Genomic DNA, 19,168 nt, shown 5'->3' on the forward strand with positions numbered 1-19,168 from the left:
TTATGTGGTATTTTGCATGGATTCTCGGTATTTTGATGGCATGCTTTGCTGGTGTACTCAGTGCCCTATATATCGAACATCATCAAGATTTAGATGAGGAATAAAACATGACTGAAGTAGCAATGACAACAGAACAGCCGAAAAAACCCAATAAGTTTGTAATGGCAGTGTCCTTTTTGTTGGCATTGCCTCTCGCAGCAGTGTTATTAATCCACCCAAGTGCGATGCTTGATGCCAATGGTGAATATAGTCACCGTGCGATGATGTTTATCATGATTGGCATTTCAGGTGGTTTCATTTACGGCGTAGGATTCATCCCTCGCTTCTGGCTCTGGAAGTGGCTATTTAGCCCTTTCATTGCTTGGCCCCTGATGTTATGGGGATATTACACTTGGTTCCTCGCCTAATTTTAGAGCCCTCTTCATGAGGGCTTTTTTATTGTCGTTGTTTATTTAATATTCTTGAGCATTTGCTGCAACTCAATCTGCTTTAATGGCTGACCTACATTCGCCTCTAAAGGATAAGATATTTTTTGTTCAGTCAACCTGTAGCCACGACGCTGATAATAGGCCAATAATTCGGTACGTATATCCAATACAAACATCACATATACATCCAGATTGGGTTGAATCAACAATGCCTGTGCTTCTGCAAAAGATAATACTGTTTTACCAATTCCTGTGTTTTGAAAGATCGGATCTACGCAAAAAGTTCCAATTTCGACTTCGTTGTGATTAAAAGTCAAACCAATACAAGCAACTATTGATAAGGTAGATAGATCATTGTCAATTTCGGCAACATATAAATGGAAATTCTGATCTACTAAAGCCTGTTGCAATTGTTGTTCATCAATTCTCGATCCTGACACAAGTTTGGCTTCATTGGTCCAACTTCGAGCAGTATCTTCACGATACGCCTGATTAATTAAATATAGCAATTGCTCCACATCATTTAATTCTGCTTTACGAAATTTTAATGGCTGCATACAGTCTACCCTTGAATACTTATTTAAAACTTAGGTGTAAAAATTAACTTAAATCTAATGATTAAATGTTTCTTATGAAATTATAATTACATCAACAATGCTTAGGCTATTTTAAATTAAGTGATAAAAAACCAGTTCAAGCGAACTGGTTTTTTGCAATTTATTTTGGTTCAATCGGTGCAAATGGTGCAATCACATCTGCATTCTGCGCACGGTGACGCATGAAGTGATCCATCAACACAATCGCAAACATTGCTTCTGCAATTGGTGTCGCACGTACACCAACGCATGGATCATGGCGTCCTTTTGTAAGCACATCTGTGTTTTCACGATCGATATTAATCGTTTTACCCAGTGTGGTAATGCTTGCAGTCGGTTTAAGCGCAATTGCAACACGAATGGTTTGACCACTCGAAATACCGCCAAGAATACCGCCCGCATGATTTGCCAAGAAACCATCTGTGGTCAATTCGTCACGTGTTTCATGTCCAAACTGTTCAGCGACTGCAAAACCATCGCCAATTTCAACCCCTTTTACAGCGTTAATTGACATCATGGCATGGGCAATATCTGCATCTAAACGATCAAATACTGGTTCACCCCAACCCACAGGAACTTTTTCAGCCAAAATCTCTAATCTTGCACCGCAGCTTGTGCCTTGCTCACGTAAAGAAGTCACTAGGGCTTCAAAACGTGATACTGCATCGACATCGCCACAGAAAAATGGATTATTTGGAACTTCATTCCAATCTAATTTTTCTGCTTTTTCGGTACCAATTTGAGTGACATGACCACGGATTAAAATTCCGAATTTTTCTGCAAGGTATTTCTTCGCAATAGCTCCCGCAGCAACACGCATCGCTGTTTCACGCGCACTAGAACGACCACCGCCACGATAATCACGGAATCCGTACTTTTGCGTGTAAGTGTAGTCCGCATGTCCCGGACGGAAAGTTTGCGCGATATTGCCATAATCTTTAGATTTTTGGTCAGTATTGCGAATCAACAAACCAATCGGCGTACCCGTGGTTTTACCTTCAAAAACCCCTGAAATAATTTCTACTTCATCAGGCTCTTTACGTTGCGTGGCAAACTTCGAGGTTCCCGGTTTACGACGATCTAAATCTTTTTGTAAATCTTCAGCAGAAAGCTCAAGCCCCGGTGGAACGCCATCCACAATTGCCATCAAGCCTACACCATGAGATTCACCACAGGTCGTTACACGGAAGAGTTGTCCAATACTATTACCTGCCATGTTCACAACTCCTTATGCTTGAACAGATTGAATGAATAAATCACGGAATTGGCGACATTGTGCAGCTGTTAAAGCGAAGATGCCTGAACCACCTTTTTGGAATTTCAACCAATGGAAATCGATGGTATTGAAGTTTTGTTTCATCGCCCATTCAGAATTACCAACTTCGATGACAATCAAACCATCTTCAGTTAGGTAATCTGCAGCTTGTGCCAACATTTTACGTACTAAATCCAGACCATCTTGTCCAGCAGCCAAAGCCAGCTCAGGCTCATGAAGGAATTCTTCAGGCAAATCAGCCATGTCTTCTGCATCCACATACGGTGGATTAGATACAATTAAGTCGTACTGATTTTCAGCAGGAACTTTCGCAAACAAATCCGACTCTAATAATGCAACTTGATATTGTTTGTCGTGATGTTCGGCATTAATTGAGGCAACTTCTAATGCTTCTTTTGAAATATCGGTTGCATCCACTTCCGAATCTGGAAATGCATAAGCCAAAGCAATCGCGATACAACCTGAACCAGTACACATATCTAAAATGCGTTGCGGTGTTTTAGGTTGAGTATTCGCTGGAAGATTATTGTCCGCAGCACGCATTTCACCGGTTTCATCTAAACAGTATGGTGCAAAACGGTTTTGAATCAATTCTGCAATCGGTGAACGTGGAATCAGTACACGCTCATCAACATAATATGGTTTACCATCAAAATATGCCAAATTCAGTAAATACGAAGTCGGTACTTTTTCATTAATACGGCGTTCAAGTAACTGTAAAAATTCTGCTTTTTCACTGGCTAATAATTTGGCATCTAAAATTTCGGAATCTGCTTTCCAATCTAAAGATAAGGTTTGTAATACCAATGCTGAACTTTCAGCGAAAAAGTCTTCTGTACCTTGACCTAAATGTGCATCGTATTGACGTAATGCTGTTACCCCAAAACGGATAAAATCACGAATAGTGGTAAGAGTTTCAGCGGCTTCCTGTAAATGTTCAGGGCTAATAGTCGGTCGATCCACTTAAGGCGTCTCCAAAGTTCAGAATCATAAAAACGGCTTATGATACCTTGTTTTGCCTGATTTTATAATGCTTAACTTTGTTTCTTCTCTATTTCATTCCATTTTTCAATCACCTGTAATTTTATTCAAATTCTGTCTATATCAGACGATTGGAAGCATTTAATTATCCAAACTCGAATATGAATAAACAGATACAAAACTTTAATCGTTCTTGCCAAAAGCAACTTGAATTAGGGACTCTCGAGACATATAAATAGCTCATTATTTACTTCTTTTCTTGATATGAGCTATAAACACAACAATCTTATGGCAATGCGCCAAAACTATTGGAACAACGAGTCTTCAGATATTCTTTCTGAAAAATTATTTTTAATGCAGCAATTGTCTGAACATCAGGTTTTTAATAGTCCGACTTTAGACGATGCCAAATATTTATTTTTTAGCTTACCGAGTATTGTGATTGTTAAAGGCTATGCGCATGGTTTTACTCACATTAGCGTGCAAAACATGATCACGACCTATATTCAAAACCATAAGGTACAACTCTCAAACAAAGAATCTCTCAAAATAAAATTTCACATGTAAACAAAATGCTCTGATTCTGCATAAATTTAGATACAGTTCCAAAAAAACCGCGTCATTCAGCAAGTTGAACTTTTTTAATACGTGAAGACACGTTAATATCCGTTACAATTAACTTTTCTGTGAATTGCTGATTAAGGATTGCATTGAATGTCAGATCAGAATGATAAGCTCAAACAACTTAAAACCTCCTCTATGGATCGTCGCTTATCTATTGCAAAAGCATCCTTACTGGCGGGAACACGTTGGGCGGCATCCAATGCGACATCAATGTTCTCTAGTGAAGCTGAAAAAGAAAAAAAACGTAAACAAGCCATGAAAGAACAGGCTCATTATTTAGTGGCTGAAATAGGCAAGTTGAAAGGTTCAATTGTAAAGATTGGACAAATGATGGCGCTATATGGCGAACATTTCTTGCCAGAAGAAATTACTCAAGCTCTAAACACCCTGAACAACCAAACCGTTGCACTGGCGTGGCCTGCAATTAAGCAGCATTTAGAGCAACAACTGGGTGATAAAATTCATGAACTGACCATTGATCATGAGCCACTGGGTACAGCCTCATTGGCACAAGTTCATCGCGCAACACGTAAATCAGACGGATTAGAACTGGTATTGAAAATTCAATATCCAGGAGTTGCTGATGCAATTGATTCCGATATGAGCTTGTTTAAAAACATGCTCAAATTGACGCGTATGGTGCCACAAACCCGAGAATTTGATCAGTGGTTTGATGAAGTCCGTGAAATGATGCATCGTGAAGTAAGTTACGACATTGAAGCAGCAACCACTAGACGTTTTGCTGAACGACTGAAAGATGATCCGCGTTACATCGTACCTGAAATTATTGATGAATTTTGTACTGACCAAATTCTATGCATGACGTTTGAACGTGGTGTGCCGATTAACAGCCCCGTGATGCTTTCCTTGCCACAAGATCGTCGTAATCTTTTAGGTGAAGCGTCTTTAGAAATTGCGGTGCGCGAAATTTTTGAATGGGGCGAAATGCAAACCGATCCCAATTTTGGCAACTATTTAGTTCGCTTAGGAGATGGTGAACAGCAACCCGATCAAATTGTCTTACTCGACTTTGGTGCTATTCGCCAATTTGACCAGCACTTACTCAGTGTCGCTCGCAATCTTATTTATGCTGGTTATCAGCATGATCCGCAAGCCATGGTGAATGCCATGACTGGATATGAATTTTTTGACTCGATTCCACAAAGTATTAAACCTGATATGGCGAAGGTATTCTTATTGGCAACAGAAGCATTTAGCTGCCCTGCGAATAACAAAGATTTGCCTGCTGGCGTGATGGATGAGCATTACCGCTATGACTGGAAAAAAAGCCTGTTACATAGCCGTGTCATGCAACAAGCCTCTAAGTCAATGGCATCACGTTATTTCAGTGTTCCACCGAAAGAGTTTATGTTTATTAGTCGTAAATTTATCGGCGCATATACCTTTATGACTGTGATTAATGCCAAAACCAATGTCCGTGACATGATTAAATCTTTTATTTAATTTGCTCAGACTAGAATGACCACTTTGTCATTCTAGTCAATAAACACCTTATCACCCAAATTAAACAAAAAATAATAACAATATAAATCAAAATCTTAGAAAAACACCCCACCCTAAATTACCGTTTATCTTTGACAATGGAGTATGTCAACAATGACATAGTTTTTTATATAGCGTCGTGTCAGCATAAAAATAGCAATAATGCTCATATGGAACGAAAATAATGACAAATATGGTCAATAAGGCACAAGGATTTGGTTTATCGCTGATTACAAAAATTGCTGGAAGCGACGTGCTAGATCAACTTAAGCTCAGAAAATTCTTAGAAAAATCATTATACCAAGGTTCTAAAACTAGTTTTAAAGCACTGAGTAAAACGCAAAAAGTTTTTAAAAGTGCAGAACCTCATGCTAAGCAGCGCCTACCTAGTCAGCAAAAATCTCTGTTCGATCTCAGCTTAACCCCAGAACAACAAATGACCTGTGATGCCATGAGTCAGTTTGCGACAGAAGTTCTCTATCCGCTAGCCCATCAAGCCGACCATCAAGAACAATTCCCTCCGCAACTCTGGGCGCACATTGATGAATTAGGCTTAAATTATTATGCATTACCTGAATCTTTTGGTGGTGTTGCCACTCAACAAGACATCACCAGTCATATCTTAATTGCAGAACACTTGGCCAAAGGCGATTTCAGCCTAACCGCAGGCATGCTCTCAACCTTTAGTGTCATTAATGCCATAACACAATGGGGTTCCGAACAAATTCAAGAACGCTATTTGTCTGCATTTGCTGAAGATAGTGAAGTTAGAGCCAGCTTTGCCGTTCAAGAAAATACGCCTGCATTCAATCCAATGCAGCTTAAAACCAAAGCTCTCAACAATGCTGGTCAATTTTATTTAACTGGTGAAAAAACACTGGTAATGCTGGGTGAAACTACCGATATATTTCTTGTAAGTGCAGAATTTCAAGGTCGACCCGATATATTTGTAGTGAAACGTGATACTTCTATTCATGCTCAGAAAAATCCTGCAATGGGTTTAAAAGCCACGGAAACCATGACTTTACAGTTTAATCAAACTCCAGCTGAACGCTTAGGAGATGAGGACTTCGATTACACAGCTTTTATAGATCTCGGAAATCTTATGTGGTGTGCCATGGCTGTAGGCACTTGTGAAGCAGTTAAACAATACTGTATTCGCTATGCCAACGAACGAACCGCCTTTGGTGAACCGATTTCTCATCGTCAAAGTGTAGCTTTTATGATTGCAGATATGGCGATTGAAATTGATGCCATGCGTATGTTGGTGTTGAATGCTGCAAGTTTGGCAGAAGCAGGTAAACCTTATCATCGTGAAGCGTATCTTGCACGTTTACTCTGCGCTGAAAAATCCATGAAAATTGGTACAGACGGCGTGCAAATTTTAGGTGGACATGGTTTCACCAAAGAACATCCCGTAGAACGTTGGTACCGTGATTTACGTGCTACGGCGATCTTACATTCAGGTTTACACGCTTAAAAGAATAATCAGGACAATAGCCATGAACTTACAAAACCCTAAAAAATTTAAAATCTTACTCGACCAAGCCCATGAAGTTGCATTAAATGTATTACGTCCAATTTCACGCAAATACGACAAAGCTGAACATGCCTACCCAAAAGAACTGGATATGCTTGCTTCCTTACTCGATGGTATGAATGACGGTGATGAAGGTATAAATGCTGGAGCTGCGGTAGGAAAACGCGGTTCACAAGACGACAGCAATAAAAATGGCGTCAATATGTCTACAGCATTAGGCATTATCGAAATGTGTTATGGCGATACGGGGCTGTTACTGTCTATGCCACGTCAAGGACTTGGCAATTCAGCGATTGCTGCTGTTGCGAACGATGAACAATTGGAACGCTTTAAAGGCACATGGGCGGCAATGGCAATTACCGAGCCAAATTGTGGTTCTGATTCTGCCGCAATTCGAACCACAGCCACCAAAGATGGTGATGACTACATCTTAAATGGTGAAAAAATCTTTGTGACTTCAGGCGAACGTGCCGATTCTGTTGTGGTCTGGGCAACACTGGATAAAAAACTTGGTCGTGCTGCCATCAAATCTTTTGTAGTCGCAAAAGGTACAGCAGGTATGACAGTTGAACGACTAGAACACAAACTCGGAATTAAAGCATCTGATACTGCCGTGATTCGTTTTGACCAATGTCGTGTCCCTGCGGAAAACTTACTCGGCAATGCCGAAATTGATGTCGCAAAAGGCTTTGCTGGGGTGATGGAAACTTTTGATAACACGCGTCCTTTGGTCGCTGCCATGGCTATTGGATGTGCCAAAGCCTCTTTAGAACGCATCAAAGAAATTTTTCAGGATCAACTTGATTCAAACTATGCCACCCCTTATTTGCAATGTTCCAACCTAGCAGCCCAGATTTATAAAATGGAAGCAGAATGGGAAGCCGCACGTCTACTCATGTTAAAAGCAACGTGGATGGCAGACAATAAAAAACCAAACTCTAAAGAGGCTTCTATCGCAAAAGCCAAAGCAGGTCGTGTTGGCAATGACATTACATTAAAGTGTGTGGAACTTGCCGCTTCTGTTGGTTATAGCGAAACAGAGCTTTTAGAGAAATGGGCACGTGATTCTAAAATCTTAGACATTTTTGAAGGTACGCAGCAAATCCAGCAATTGATTATTGCACGGCGTGAACTGGGTAAAAGTTCAAGTGAGTTAAAGTAAGTTCTATCCCTTTAAAAACACCCTTACAAATGATGGATTATTTGCTATAACAATCCATCATTTAAATACTTTGCTTATCCAATGTTTCAAATTCGCCCGCTCCAAGAACAAGATAATCCTGCAATTGCCCACATTATTCGTGAAGTATCTAAAGAATTTGGTCTTGCACCTGAATCTGGCTTTGCTGTTGCAGACCCTATTTTAGACAATTTATATCAAGTCTATACTCAGCCCAATGCACAGTATTGGGTAATTGAAAATGCACAAGGTCAAATTTTAGGTGGTGGTGGGCTTTCGCCGCTTAGTGGTGATCATGCAACACTTGAAATTCAAAAGATGTACTTTTTGCCTGAAATTCGGGGTTTAGGTTTTGCCAAACAAATCTTAGAACAATGCTTCACATTCTCTTTAGCTCGGGGCTATCGTTCCTGTTATTTAGAAACAACCGAATCTTTATGGCAAGCTGTCAAACTTTATGAAAAGTTGGGCTTTCAACACTTATCCGCACCCAAAGGTCATACAGGTCATAGCCATGCCTGTGAAATTTGGATGGAAAAAATACTTTAAAATACGCACAAAAATGACATCAATCCCATTGAATTGATGTCATTTCTTACTCAATTTTAAATGGTGTATAAATCATTATGAGTTCAGTAATTTGTCTATCACACCAAATTTCTTAAAAATCTTCGCTCTACGCTTAGGATGAATATTGGCTTTATTCAAGTCACCGCCATAATGTTCAAATACGCGCTTATCCATCATTTTGAACCATAAAGGTGGAATCATCGCAGGTAAAAGCATACTCGCATAGCCACTTGGCAGCTCTGGTGCTTCATCGAAGTGTCGCAGCGCTTGGAATGGTCGTGTTGGATAAGCATGATGATCTGAATGGCGTTGCAATTGATATAAGAACAAATTGGTCACAATGTTATTGTTATTCCAACTATGCTCAGGCATGGTTCGCTCATATTTGCCATTTTCATCTTTCTGGCGCAACAAACCATAGTGTTCAATATAATTAATTATCTCAAACAAGCTAATGCCATATAAAGATTGTGTGAGTAAATATGGCGTAATACCTGCGCCAAATATTTTAATCATACTGGCATGAAAAGTAGCACTCATCCCCCAGCCTTGTAACAACTCATTATCCTTAGACCAAAACGTCTTGCCTTTACGCTTCAAACGATTACTTTCAATTTCAATTGCAGATTTAAACGAGCCAATCACAGTTCTAGGTAAAAACTCATAAAAAGTTTCTCCCATACGCGAGGATGCAGGGTCTTCTGGTGTTGCCGCACGCTTATGATGCCCATACGGATGCTCAATGCGAAAGTGGTTATAGCCTGTCGGGACCAAGGCCAAATGTGACAGAATATGATCCAAGCGATCCGACTTATGGCTTAATTCATGGGCTGTATTGACCGCAACGCCGTTAATTGCTCCCATAGAAACGCCCAGTAAAATTTTATCCAATAAAGACGTGTCTTTACGTCCCACCAAATAACACGCATAAACATTGGCTGCATACTGAAGTGGAATAAAAGTTTTTACCAAACGCGCATAATAAGGGTCTTGTTCTAATAATTTCACATCTTCAGCAGAAGGGTTGTTTTGATCTTTACCAATCAATGCATCAACGGTTGGAATAATGACATGCAGCAATAAGGGGCCACCTAGAGCAAATGCCTTTTTTAATGGACGTGGTGCAAACTGATAGCCTGCTAAAATTCCCATACCAATCACAGGTAAAGCGGGACTGATTGCCCATAAATAACGTTTTTTATCTAAAGCCAATCCAGATTTGGCTTGAAGTAGGATTGAATCCTGTTCTACTACTTTGACTGTTGCATTCATTTGCAAACCTTTCCTTCTTTTCTTGTTATGTATATATTTTCTTAATTCGTCCTCGAGCTACAGTAGTAACCGTCCATAAAAACTATGTAATCGTCCTTGGCTCAACTTGATAAACAATGACCTATAAACACATATGACAAACTGCTCATCGTTGTATATTTCAGCAGATAAGAAAGAATGAAAAGACATGGATGCACTAAGTAAAATTTTTGATGATATTCATCTAAACAAATCGGAATACATGTATTTGAAAGCGCAAGGAGACTGGTGTTTTCAATATCAAGACCAAAGTGCCATGGTGGCTTATGTGATGGTTGCAGGTCATGCCTTCATTCAATTAGATGCAACTACACAAGTTCAAGCCCGTGCTGGCGATTTAATCTTAATCCCTTCTGGTCGCAGTCATACTGCCTTTAATACGCCAAGCCCTTTGGTTGACACATTAAATATTACCCATCGTTTCGATGAAACAGGTGAAAAAAGTATTGAGTTTGGCTCTGGCGACGGAAAGCAAACCGTGATTTTGGCAATCCGCTGTCATATGGACAGTATTATGGCGCGACCGCTGCTCAATGCCTTACCTCAATCTATTCATTTACACCAAATGAATGGGCAAACGATTCCTGAATGGCTACAGATTGGCTTGCAGTTTTTAGCGGTAGAAACGCTACAAGTCCAACCCGGTCGTGACAAAATTTTAGATCATTTGGTCAGTATTTTTTTTATAGAATGCGTTCGCGATTACATTTTACAGTTGAGTGATAGCAACAACTGGTTAGCAGCACTCTCTCACCCAGAATTATCCAATGCCTTAGCAGCCATTCATGGACAACCGCAACGCGCATGGACGGTAGAAACCCTCGCAGAACAATGCTATATGTCGCGTTCCAAATTTGCTCAATTATTTAGTCAAATTATTGGTGAAACGCCTCTCGCCTATTTGCAGCAACATCGACTACGCATTGCATCACAATACCTAAGACAAGGACAATACACGATTCAGCAAATTGCTCACTTGGTGGGCTATGCCTCCGAAACGGCATTCAGTCAAACCTTTAAAAAGCAATTTGATCTCACACCCACTCAATACCGCCAACAATTTATGAAATAGCGTCTCCAAACAACAACTTAGAGTAAGCTTAAAATCGCTTGTACAGGATCTTCGCTATTGCCCGAAAGTAGCTGTTTATGCATGGTAATGTGCTGCATAACCTGAATTTGCGCCACTTCGATATTCATCAGTTTTTCAATTTCATGCGCCAAATTTTCAGGAGTTGCATTATTCTGAATCAATTCCTGAATCACTTTTTTCCCTGCAATAATATTTGGCAAAGAATAATAAGGAATCTTAATCAACAATTTAGCAATAAAATAAGTTAAAGAATTGAGCTTATAAAAAGTCACCATCGGACGATGTAACAGCATCGCTTCTAAAGTTGCGGTGCCAGAAGCCAGAGCGACGATATTGGCAGCATTCATCACCTGACGACCAATTTTAGATTCCGTGTCTGTATTTTCTAATAAATGCACTTTGGCACGGAAAGCATCGGAATAATGTTGCAGTAAATGTTCAATTTGCTGTTTACGTGCATCGTTAATCGCTGGAATAAGAAACTCGTAGTCTGGATATTTTTGGCTCAGAATTTCCCCTGCTTTGAGGACCAATGGACCTAAGCGTTCGACTTCACCACGGCGGCTGCCTGGCAATAATGCAATATGCTTTTGATTCGTTGCTAAACCGAGTTCTTGCTTTGCTTCAATCAAATCATTTTTTAAAGGTAATTCACTCGCTAAAGGATGACCGACAAAGGCAGCAGGCACATCAAATTTTTTAAAAAATGTTTTTTCGAATGGGAATAAACACAGCACCAAATCAATATTTGCCTTAATTCCATGTGCACGCCCCTGTCGCCACGCCCAAACCGAAGGGCTGACATATTGCACAGTTTTAATCGGTAATTGCTTTTGCTTCAAACTTTTCGATAAGCGCAAATTAAAATCAGGCGCATCAATGCCAATAAATATATCTACAGGCTTTTTAGACCATTTTTCGACCAGACCATCACGTACTGCAAATAATTTTTTGATATCTTTTAAGACTTCAACAATGCCCATGACCGATAAAATATCCATCGGATAATCACTTTGAAAGCCTTCCGTGATCATTTGAGGACCGCCTATTCCTTCAAACTCAGCATCAATACCTTGCTCACGAAAACTGCGGATTAATTTAGCACCCAAGGTGTCTCCTGAAACTTCACCAACGACGATGCCAATTCTTAGTTTTTTGTTGTTCAAGATTTTATGCTCTGTTCAAAGTTAAACGTCTCAATATTCTAGCATAGGCAGTGCATTTGAAAAATTTAGGAAAATGGCTAAAGCGTAAAACTACATCACTTTCTAAATCTAATTTGACCATGAAGTCTTTTTAATTCATCTAGATTTACAATAGTTACACAATTGAACATTCTTAAATTTAAAAATAAACTTAATGCGAATCATTTACATTTTTAATCATCATGTTAAAGTCCCCCGCGTTATTTAAGTATTCCTTACTTGCTCTTACCATTGCTCATATCAATCTTAGTTTTGCCCAAGATGATGTTGCAACGCTGTCTACTATTCAGCTACGAGCCGATGTAACAACCAATCAAAGCTCCGAAAATACCAAGGCGTACAAGGTTAAAAAAAGTAATAGCGCCACCAAACTGAATATTGATACACAGGAAACACCACAAACTGTAAATGTAGTGACACGTCAGCAAATTGATGATTTCGGCTTAAATTCAACACGCGAAGTATTAAAAAATATACCAGGGGTGACGGTTCTTAATCAGGAAACTGAACGAACCACTTATATGGCACGCGGGTTTGAAATCTCTAATATTCTGACTGACAGTATTGGCTTCCCTCTTTCTAACTGGAACTATAACAATACCAATCCTGATACTTTCTTTTATGATCGAGTTGAAGTGATTAAAGGTGCCGATGCCCTTTCCAATGCCTTTGGTGACCCTAGCGCGACAATTAACAATATTCGCAAACGCCCAACCAAAGAGTTTCAAGCCAATGCAGGAATGAGTTATAGCTCGTGGAATACTGAACGTTATGAAGCAGATATTTCAGGCTCCCTTACTCAAGATGGACGCGTTCGTGGCCGATTAATGGGCTATGAACAAACGGGGGATTCTTATTTAGATCGATATTCTTCTGAAAAAAATGGTTTTGCAGGAGTTATTGAAGCGGATCTGACAGATACGACCTTGTTAACTGTTGGTTATAGCCAAAATCAGAATAAACCTAATGCAAACAACTGGGGAGCTTTACCTTTACTTGGAGCAAATGGTCAACAACTGTCTTATGACCAAAAATACAATCCAAACCCAGACTGGGCACATTGGGACAATACTGCTCAAAATGCCTTTATAGAGTTAAAACAAAAACTTGGAGATAAATGGGCTGCTAAACTTACCTATAACTACAATGATTTAGAACATAATAGCCGTTTACTCTATTATTACGGCAATCCACAAACCAATGGTTCAGGAGTTTCCCTCACAGCATGGGGTGGTAAAGAACATCTACGTCAACATCTTGCCGACCTAAATTTTGAAGGAAGTTACGACTTATTTAATCGAGAACACGAAGCTACTTTCGGATACAGCCGCATTCAATCTGAACAAAATGATCAGCAATCTAGCGGCTTTATTAATGATAGTAATATCAATAATGTAACCAGTGTTTATAATGGTGTTTCATATACAACACAATACACAACCAATTGGGCAAGCTGGACACCCAAATCAGTCACATGGTCTGACTTTTCTGATGCAGCCGACTATAAACAAGATATCAACTCTTTCTATGCAGCCACACGTCTACATTTAACCGATAATTTAAAATTCATTTTAGGTGGCAATTATGTTGAGGCCTCGAGTAAAGGCATAAGTTATGGCTCTGCCATGAACTATGATGAAAGTAAGTTCTCCCCATATGCAGGATTAACTTATAATTTCACACCAGAATATACGGGTTACATGAGCTATACATCTATTTTCAGACCACAAACGGGTATAGAAGAAACCACGGGGCAAGCGCTCAAACCAGTCGAAGGTGAAAGCTATGAAGCTGGTTTTAAAAGCTCATGGTTAGACGACAAATTAACTGGAACACTTGCGGTATTTAGAACAGATCAAAATAACTATCCACTGCGCAGCTCAGATGGCAATCCACTAAACCGTACTGTACAAACCAGTGACTTACGCTCTCAAGGTGTAGAGGTAGGGTTATCTGGTCAATTAACAGACAACATGAATCTGGCATTTGGATATACGCAATTTAGCCTTAAAGATTTAAAGAATGGTGGTGCAGCCAGAACCTACAATCCAAATCAAACCATTAATCTATTAGCGACGTATACAGTACCTGCTTTACCCAAATTGAAAGTTGGTGCTGGTTTTCAATGGCAAGATAATATTAAACTCTACGACTCAAATTTAAACAGTACAATCACTCAGGATGATTACGCGCTCATCAACTTGATGGCAAGCTATGAAGTCAACCAACATGTGAGCTTACAAGTCAACGGTAATAATATTACCGATAAAAAGTACTTGAATAGCTTCCCTGATGGACAAGCATTTTATGGTGAGCCAGCAAACTATATGATGTCTGTAAAATTTAAGTATTAATGAACCCGCCAAGTCTGAAGCATCAGGCTTGGTTTTTTTGTAGTTCCATAGCGATTCATTTTATGAGTAAAGCACAATCCCTTTCTCTGACCTACCGTATTCAAGTGCTGTATCGTTTTGTTATAGCCTTCATACTCGGTTTTATTTGTACAGCTTTACTCAGTTTGGCTTTAACCCATCTGTTCCATCTGAGTTTAGCCAAAGCAGAAGCAATCTTTCTGGCGGCGTTCATCAGCCTTATTTTTTATGTTTTTTTTGTGATTATTAGTTTCTGTATTCAATCGCTTATAAAGCTCACCTTCGTGAGCATAGCCTCATGTGCTGTTGTTCTTTTATTATTTCTAGGAATGGGTTAATTCATGCACAAAGGTATTCGACAATCGATGGCATGGTTACATTCTTGGACAGGGCTACTGCTCGGATGGGTCATATTCGCAATATTTCTGATGGGAACGGCGTCGTATTATCGTCAAGAAATTAACTTATGGATGCAACCCCAACTGGCAAAATATGAGATTCAACAACAAACTGCCATTCAGTCTGCGATAGGTTATTTGCAAACTCATGCACCCGATGCGAAATCATGGTTTATTGGCATTGCGACTCCCGAATCACCAGTCAATAACATTTATTGGCAAAAAGCAGATGGCGGCTATGAACGTAAAACTTTAGATGCAACTACAGGAAAAGAACTGAGTCTTTCTGCTACTGAAGGTGGTGAGTTTTTCTATCACTTCCATTACCAACTTTTTGGTCTACCCGTTGATATCGGACGAGTTGCTGTTTCTATCGCGGCTTTTATTATGTTGATTGCCTTAATCTCAGGCATTATCACCCATAAAAAGATTTTCACAGATTTCTTTACCCTTCGAACCTTTAAATCGCAACGTTCTTGGCTTGATTTTCATAATGTATCCTCCGTGATTGCACTGCCCTTTTTCTTGATGATTACCTTTACAGGTTTAGCAATTTTCTTTTATCTGTATTTGCCTTGGGGAATGAAAGCGCTTTACCCAGAGAATCCCTATCAGTATTTTACTGAAATCCGAACCAATGTGGTTGAGCAAAATAATACCTTAGTACCTCAAGCCAATTTGCCCATGTCTGAATTACTGCAAAAAGTCGAACAGCATTGGGGCAAGCAAGAATTGCGTTCAATTTCGGTACAAAATCCAAATACCAATCAAGCTTTGTACACCTTTACTCAACTGCAAGACCATAGTATTACAGGTAATCAACCGCAAATAACCTTACGCGGGCACGATGCTTTTATTACAGCAGCAACACGTAATCATAGTGCTGTTGCGACTTTGAGTTTTGGGGTCTACGGTTTACATATGGCGACCTTTGCTCAACCCTTATTACGTTTGGCCTTGTTTTTTTCAGGGCTGCTTGGTTGTTGCATGATTGCATCAGGGCTATTGTTATGGAGTTTAAAACGACAACTTCAAAATAAAACTCAGCAGTTCCACTTGGGTCATTATCTTGTTGACCGACTGAATATCGCAACTTTTGTGGGTTTACCCCTTGCCATGATGGGTTATTTCTATACCAATCGTTTGGTCTATATCACCGCTGATATGCCCAATTATGAAATTTACAATTTCTTTATATTCTGGGGCTTAAGTTTGGTCGCAGCATTTTTCACGCCAAAACAATGGCTGTGGCGGTCTCAATTGATCTGCTTAATTATCTTGGCTGCATGTCTACCTGTTTTTGATTTATTTTACTTAATTCAGCACCAGTATATTGATAGTCTTAGGAGCTACTGGGCTTTCTTCCGGGTAGATCTATTTTTTATTTCACTCGCTGTTTTCGCCTATTTTATTCTTAAAAATATTCATCCAATCCAAACAACAGCTAAGCAAAAAATCATCAAAAAACTTTCTTCGGCACAACAGGGAAATGCATCTTGATGATTATATTTAGTTTGATATTTATCCTTTTAGGGCTTTGGATCTTACACTTACTCAGCAGCAAACAAATTGCGAAAACCAAGCAATCTTCGTTGCATATTTTGACGCAATTTCCATTGATTAGTCGGTGTGTGGCATATCTTCTATTTTTTAGTGCTGCTGTCGTTTTAATTGTTCATTACGGAATATCAATTGGTTTGATCAGCTGGTGGATCTTTGCTAGCCCTGTAGCTTTTATTTTAATCATGTATATCAATGATTTAAAAAATAAACCTACAAAAAACTAAATTTGGTATTTACATCATTTTATACACTGCTAAAGATGGCTTTAGCGTTTTTTTGCATAAGTAAATCACTTATCAAGACAAACACTTATCTCAAAAAGTCATAACATATGCATGGTTTATCATATTTGGCTTCTATACATGTTTGGTTCTCTTGAATATATTCTTGCAGGCGTTTTGGTTGGGTTTTGTGTAGGTATTACCGGTGTAGGTGGCGGTTCTTTAATGACCCCTATCCTCATTAGCCTGTTTAAAATTGAGCCACACATCGCCATCGGAACCGACTTATTGTATGCATCGATTTCGAAATTCTGCGGCTCGATGGTTCATGCCAAGAAAATGAATATTGTCTGGCCCATCGTAATTTGGCTTGCTGTCGGCAGCCTTCCAGCATCTTTTGCAACACATTGGGTACTCGACAATTATTTAAGTCAGTCCACACACTATAAAGCTGTGCTGACCATGGTTTTAGGTTTTATGTTGACCTTAACTGGGGTATCTATCATCTTCCGTGGGCATATTGAACGCTTCTTCAATAAATTCCGTAAAGATGCGCAATTGGACATGACCGAAGACTTGGAAAAAGTAAATTTTCAAGCCAAAGATAAACGGGCTTACATCGTTCTCATGGGTGTAATACTTGGGATATTTGTGACTTTATCCTCTGTGGGTGCAGGTGCATTTGGTATTATGGCACTGGTTATTATGTTCCCTAATTTACCGATGATTCGTATCATTGGTTCAGATGTAGTACACGCTGTCCTACTCACCCTTGTGGCTGGTCTTGGTCACATGAGTTCTGGTAATGTCGATTTCACACTTTTAGGCTGGTTATTGGTTGGTTCAATTCCGGCGATTATTATCGGCACCTTGATCAGTTCTCGATTACCCGAAAAAATTATTCGTAAAATTTTAGGTATTACGCTTTTTGCCTTAGGTGTGAATTTTATCATTCATCCAGTAAAAGCAAAACCTGTTCAAAAACCAACCACTGCAATGGTTTATACTGTGGAAAAATCACACAGCATTTAAACTATCTCTGTGGATAATTGGATTATTTCACGGTTTTATTGGTCTTTTGTATAGTAAAAGAATAATTAAATCGTGTTATATTCAAGCAACTAAAAAAACTCTTGTATGATCGATCTAGTGACAGCAATGAATACACAACAGCCAACCCCTATTACTCAATCAGACATTGACGACTTAAATGTGAAAAGCATTCAACCTTTAGTAACTCCAGCAGAACTAAAAAAAGAATTGCCATTAACAGGAAATGCATATCAAACCGTACTTAAAGGTCGCGACACCATTCGCAATATTTTAGATGGCAAAGATAAGCGTCTTTTTGTCGTAATTGGTCCTTGTTCTATTCATGATACAGTTGCTGCACATGATTATGCGGATCGTTTAAAAGTACTCAGTGAACAAGTTAAAGATACTCTCTATATCGTGATGCGCGTTTATTTCGAAAAACCGCGCACCACAGTAGGTTGGAAAGGCTTAATTAACGATCCAGATATGAATGACTCTTTCAATATTGAGAAAGGTTTACGTATTGGTCGTCAATTGCTGTTGGAATTGAATGAAAAAGGTTTGCCTTGTGCTACTGAAGCACTCGATCCGAACTCACCACAGTATTATCAAGATTTAATTTCTTGGTCTGCGATTGGTGCACGTACCACAGAAAGCCAAACTCACCGTGAAATGTCTTCTGGCTTATCATCTCCTGTAGGTTTCAAAAATGGTACAGATGGTGGCTTAACGGTTGCAACGAATGCTATGCAATCAGTTAAACATGGTCATAGCTTCCTTGGTTTAAATGAGCTTGGTCAAGTTTCTGTGATTCGCACCAGTGGCAACCCTTATGCACACGTGGTATTACGTGGCGGTAATGGAAAACCTAACTACGATGCAGGCTCAGTAGCTGAAGCTGAAAATGCATTAGCGAAAGCTAAAGTTAGCACCAAAATCATGATTGATACCAGTCATGCCAACTCGAATAAAGACCCGTTCTTGCAACCTCTTGTTCTAAAAAATATTACTGAACAAATTTTGGATGGGAATAAATCCATTGTCGGCATTATGGTCGAAAGTCACTTAAAAGGTGGACGTCAAGATATCCCTGAAAACTTATGTGATTTAGAATACGGTAAGTCAGTCACAGATGGCTGTATTGACTGGGATACAACAGAAAAAGTATTGCTTGAAATGCACAATGCTTTGAAAGATGTACTACCAAATCGCTAAGCATCCAAGCGCCATCCCCAAGGATGGCGTTTTGTTTTACTGCCAATGAAAAGTCAC

18 protein-coding genes are annotated in these 19,168 nt (G+C 39.4%); 13 read left to right on the top strand and 5 right to left on the bottom strand.

Annotated features, from left to right (window positions below; all coding sequences use genetic code 11):
- Positions 1-2: 2 nt before the first annotated feature.
- On the top strand, positions 3-104 hold the full coding sequence (gene cydX, locus E0H87_RS10405) for a cytochrome bd-I oxidase subunit CydX (RefSeq protein WP_002120988.1): 102 nt from the start codon (positions 3-5) through the stop codon (positions 102-104).
- Between the two features lie 3 nt (positions 105-107).
- Positions 108-407 (top strand): cyd operon YbgE family protein, encoded by a 300-nt coding sequence (locus E0H87_RS10410; RefSeq protein WP_131323533.1) that lies wholly within the window; start codon positions 108-110, stop codon positions 405-407.
- Between the two features lie 41 nt (positions 408-448).
- On the opposite strand, the gene E0H87_RS10415 is transcribed toward E0H87_RS10410, so the two are convergent.
- The 3 genes from E0H87_RS10415 to prmB all read right to left on the bottom strand — a co-directional run bounded on the left by E0H87_RS10415 (position 449) and on the right by prmB (position 3,263).
- Positions 449-985, bottom strand: coding sequence for a GNAT family N-acetyltransferase (locus E0H87_RS10415; protein ID WP_131323534.1), 537 nt, complete (start codon positions 983-985; stop codon positions 449-451).
- Positions 986-1,145: 160 nt separating this feature from the next.
- Positions 1,146-2,240 (bottom strand): chorismate synthase, encoded by a 1,095-nt coding sequence (gene aroC / locus E0H87_RS10420; RefSeq protein ID WP_131323535.1) that lies wholly within the window; start codon positions 2,238-2,240, stop codon positions 1,146-1,148.
- Between the two features lie 12 nt (positions 2,241-2,252).
- On the bottom strand, positions 2,253-3,263 hold the full coding sequence (gene prmB, locus E0H87_RS10425) for a 50S ribosomal protein L3 N(5)-glutamine methyltransferase (protein WP_131323536.1): 1,011 nt from the start codon (positions 3,261-3,263) through the stop codon (positions 2,253-2,255).
- A gap of 282 nt (positions 3,264-3,545) precedes the next feature.
- Here prmB and E0H87_RS10430 point away from each other — a divergent pair, with 282 nt between their 5' ends.
- The 5 genes from E0H87_RS10430 (at position 3,546) to E0H87_RS10450 (ending at position 8,677) form a co-directional block, all read left to right on the top strand.
- Positions 3,546-3,848 (top strand): hypothetical protein, encoded by a 303-nt coding sequence (locus E0H87_RS10430; RefSeq protein ID WP_131323537.1) that lies wholly within the window; start codon positions 3,546-3,548, stop codon positions 3,846-3,848.
- Between the two features lie 147 nt (positions 3,849-3,995).
- The gene (locus E0H87_RS10435; RefSeq protein WP_131323538.1) at positions 3,996-5,369 is read left to right on the top strand and encodes an ABC1 kinase family protein; all 1,374 of its coding nucleotides are present in this window, start codon (positions 3,996-3,998) and stop codon (positions 5,367-5,369) included.
- Between the two features lie 232 nt (positions 5,370-5,601).
- Entirely contained in the window at positions 5,602-6,888 is a 1,287-nt protein-coding gene (locus tag E0H87_RS10440; protein WP_171458372.1) for an acyl-CoA dehydrogenase family protein, read from the top strand.
- A 22-nt stretch (positions 6,889-6,910) separates the two neighbouring features.
- The gene (locus E0H87_RS10445; RefSeq protein WP_131323540.1) at positions 6,911-8,110 is read left to right on the top strand and encodes an acyl-CoA dehydrogenase family protein; all 1,200 of its coding nucleotides are present in this window, start codon (positions 6,911-6,913) and stop codon (positions 8,108-8,110) included.
- 81 nt (positions 8,111-8,191) lie between these two features.
- Positions 8,192-8,677, top strand: coding sequence for a GNAT family N-acetyltransferase (locus E0H87_RS10450; RefSeq protein WP_131323541.1), 486 nt, complete (start codon positions 8,192-8,194; stop codon positions 8,675-8,677).
- A 75-nt stretch (positions 8,678-8,752) separates the two neighbouring features.
- Here the strand turns inward: E0H87_RS10450 and E0H87_RS10455 are convergent, their stop codons facing one another.
- A complete protein-coding gene (locus E0H87_RS10455; protein WP_131323542.1) occupies positions 8,753-9,970 on the bottom strand; it encodes an alkane 1-monooxygenase in 1,218 nt (405 codons plus the stop codon).
- A 187-nt stretch (positions 9,971-10,157) separates the two neighbouring features.
- Here E0H87_RS10455 and E0H87_RS10460 point away from each other — a divergent pair, with 187 nt between their 5' ends.
- Entirely contained in the window at positions 10,158-11,081 is a 924-nt protein-coding gene (locus tag E0H87_RS10460) for an AraC family transcriptional regulator (protein ID WP_131323543.1), read from the top strand.
- 17 nt (positions 11,082-11,098) lie between these two features.
- Here the strand turns inward: E0H87_RS10460 and lpxB are convergent, their stop codons facing one another.
- Entirely contained in the window at positions 11,099-12,268 is a 1,170-nt protein-coding gene (gene lpxB, locus E0H87_RS10465; protein WP_131323544.1) for a lipid-A-disaccharide synthase, read from the bottom strand.
- Positions 12,269-12,489: 221 nt separating this feature from the next.
- Between lpxB and E0H87_RS10470 the strand changes: the two genes are divergently transcribed.
- The 5 genes from E0H87_RS10470 to E0H87_RS10495 all read left to right on the top strand — a co-directional run bounded on the left by E0H87_RS10470 (position 12,490) and on the right by E0H87_RS10495 (position 19,111).
- Positions 12,490-14,661 (top strand): TonB-dependent siderophore receptor, encoded by a 2,172-nt coding sequence (locus E0H87_RS10470; protein ID WP_131323545.1) that lies wholly within the window; start codon positions 12,490-12,492, stop codon positions 14,659-14,661.
- A 62-nt stretch (positions 14,662-14,723) separates the two neighbouring features.
- Positions 14,724-15,017, top strand: a complete 294-nt coding sequence (locus tag E0H87_RS10475) for a hypothetical protein (RefSeq protein WP_131323546.1) — start codon at positions 14,724-14,726, stop codon at positions 15,015-15,017.
- Positions 15,018-15,020: 3 nt separating this feature from the next.
- Positions 15,021-16,577, top strand: a complete 1,557-nt coding sequence (locus E0H87_RS10480; protein WP_131323547.1) for a PepSY-associated TM helix domain-containing protein — start codon at positions 15,021-15,023, stop codon at positions 16,575-16,577.
- Positions 16,578-17,002: 425 nt separating this feature from the next.
- A complete protein-coding gene (locus tag E0H87_RS10490; RefSeq protein ID WP_131323548.1) occupies positions 17,003-17,893 on the top strand; it encodes a sulfite exporter TauE/SafE family protein in 891 nt (296 codons plus the stop codon).
- A gap of 126 nt (positions 17,894-18,019) precedes the next feature.
- The gene (locus E0H87_RS10495; protein WP_131323549.1) at positions 18,020-19,111 is read left to right on the top strand and encodes a 3-deoxy-7-phosphoheptulonate synthase; all 1,092 of its coding nucleotides are present in this window, start codon (positions 18,020-18,022) and stop codon (positions 19,109-19,111) included.
- Positions 19,112-19,168 lie beyond the last annotated feature (57 nt).

This window comes from Acinetobacter sp. ANC 4178 (assembly GCF_004331175.1).
Classification (GTDB): Bacteria; Pseudomonadota; Gammaproteobacteria; order Pseudomonadales; family Moraxellaceae; genus Acinetobacter.

Bases quoted from the DNA above. Each gene is read 5' to 3' on its own strand.
- E0H87_RS10415 (WP_131323534.1), bottom strand. From the start codon at position 985: ATGCAGCCATTAAAATTTCGTAAAGCAGAATTAAATGATGTGGAGCAA.
- E0H87_RS10450 (WP_131323541.1), top strand. From the start codon at position 8,192: ATGTTTCAAATTCGCCCGCTCCAAGAACAAGATAATCCTGCAATTGCC.
- E0H87_RS10475 (WP_131323546.1), top strand. From the start codon at position 14,724: ATGAGTAAAGCACAATCCCTTTCTCTGACCTACCGTATTCAAGTGCTG.
- E0H87_RS10470 (WP_131323545.1), top strand. From the start codon at position 12,490: ATGTTAAAGTCCCCCGCGTTATTTAAGTATTCCTTACTTGCTCTTACC.
- E0H87_RS10495 (WP_131323549.1), top strand. From the start codon at position 18,020: ATGAATACACAACAGCCAACCCCTATTACTCAATCAGACATTGACGAC.
- E0H87_RS10410 (WP_131323533.1), top strand. From the start codon at position 108: ATGACTGAAGTAGCAATGACAACAGAACAGCCGAAAAAACCCAATAAG.
- E0H87_RS10440 (WP_171458372.1), top strand. From the start codon at position 5,602: ATGGTCAATAAGGCACAAGGATTTGGTTTATCGCTGATTACAAAAATT.
- E0H87_RS10435 (WP_131323538.1), top strand. From the start codon at position 3,996: ATGTCAGATCAGAATGATAAGCTCAAACAACTTAAAACCTCCTCTATG.
- E0H87_RS10480 (WP_131323547.1), top strand. From the start codon at position 15,021: ATGCACAAAGGTATTCGACAATCGATGGCATGGTTACATTCTTGGACA.
- cydX (WP_002120988.1), top strand. From the start codon at position 3: ATGTGGTATTTTGCATGGATTCTCGGTATTTTGATGGCATGCTTTGCT.
- E0H87_RS10430 (WP_131323537.1), top strand. From the start codon at position 3,546: ATGAGCTATAAACACAACAATCTTATGGCAATGCGCCAAAACTATTGG.
- E0H87_RS10455 (WP_131323542.1), bottom strand. From the start codon at position 9,970: ATGAATGCAACAGTCAAAGTAGTAGAACAGGATTCAATCCTACTTCAA.
- aroC (WP_131323535.1), bottom strand. From the start codon at position 2,240: ATGGCAGGTAATAGTATTGGACAACTCTTCCGTGTAACGACCTGTGGT.
- E0H87_RS10460 (WP_131323543.1), top strand. From the start codon at position 10,158: ATGGATGCACTAAGTAAAATTTTTGATGATATTCATCTAAACAAATCG.
- E0H87_RS10490 (WP_131323548.1), top strand. From the start codon at position 17,003: ATGTTTGGTTCTCTTGAATATATTCTTGCAGGCGTTTTGGTTGGGTTT.
- E0H87_RS10445 (WP_131323540.1), top strand. From the start codon at position 6,911: ATGAACTTACAAAACCCTAAAAAATTTAAAATCTTACTCGACCAAGCC.